Raw genomic sequence first — 1,234 nt, forward strand, 5'->3', positions numbered from 1 at the left:
TGTAGATACCGTCTTGCCCGTTACTGGGCAAGAGCCAATTTCGGGTCATAAGACTTCCCCGATTTGAGCACGCCAAAGACGATGTGCAGCATCTTGCGCATGACCGCGCAGACGATCTGCTTGCCCGCCTTGCCGTTGGCACGCAGACGGCTTTTCATGGCCATCATCGGCTCGCTCATGTTCATCGCCGTGATGCTAGGCAGGTACAAGGCCCTGCGTATCCGCCCCGAACCTGCTTTGCTGATCGGCGTTCGCCCCTTAAACGTTCCGGATTCCGCCAACCGCGGGTTCAGTCCGGCAAACGAGACGATCGCCCGAGCACTGCGAAACTCTGCTAGGTCACCCAGTTCCGCCAGGATCACGGAGGCGGTCTTTTCGCCAATGCCGTCGATCGTCAGCAGCAGGTCGCGCTTGCCCCGCAGATCCGGGTCATCATCGATATGCTGTTTGATCAATTGGCGGGTTTGGGCGATATCCTTTTCGATATGGCCGATGTGCGAGCTGATCGACTCCCGTACCACCAGATCTGCCACATCCTGACGATTGCGCTCCATCTGCAGCATCTCTTGCAGATCATCCAGACGCCGCAGCAAGGCGCGTAAACGGCGTAGTGACGCGGGTTCCGGCTTCCAAGGGGACAAGGGTTTCTTGTGCCTGGCCTCGGCAAAATCAGCCAGCAGCTTGGCGTCAACCTTGTCCGTCTTGTAGTGCACGCCCTCGCTTTTCTTGAAGTAGTGGATCCGTGCAGGGTTACTGACGATGACTTCGTAACCTTGGTGATAGAGGTGCTCGGCCAAGGCCTCGTGATAGACGCTGGTTGCCTCCATCACGATCCGAGCACCGGGTTCGCAATGCTGCTTGAGCCAGCTGTCGAGCTGTGCGAAACCACTGGTGTTGTTGGGGATCTTGCTGCGTGTTCTGTACTTGCCATTTGGCAATGGGGTCGCCACGTCGAATGTATTCTTGGCGATGTCGATACCAACTACGTTGGACATACTTCCTCCCTCTGATGCATAGACTCACGACCATCCATCACTCGGTCTCTGCCTTGTCAATGCGAGCTCTCGTCAACTGACGGGCTCTTGATACCGTGCGGACTTAGCGAGTGAGGTTGAAGAGGAGGAGCTCAATCTACAGTGCAAGCTCTAGGCTTAAGCCGCTGCCCGGCTTCATTCCCCTTCCTCGATGATCAGTCGAGAACTATCGCTTCTGGAGAAGCGTTAGTCGAGATACA

The 1,234-nt window shown here is 56.4% G+C and carries 1 protein-coding gene; it reads right to left on the reverse strand.

From position 1 onward, the window contains the following. Nucleotides 1–20: 20 nt before the first annotated feature. Complete coding sequence (locus LXM55_RS32315) at nt 21–995, reverse strand: IS110 family transposase (protein WP_233324194.1); 975 nt, start codon at nt 993–995, stop codon at nt 21–23. Nucleotides 996–1,234: the final 239 nt, after the last annotated feature.

Source organism: Pseudomonas sp. Au-Pse12, from assembly GCF_021341665.1.
Classification (GTDB): domain Bacteria; phylum Pseudomonadota; class Gammaproteobacteria; order Pseudomonadales; family Pseudomonadaceae; genus Aquipseudomonas.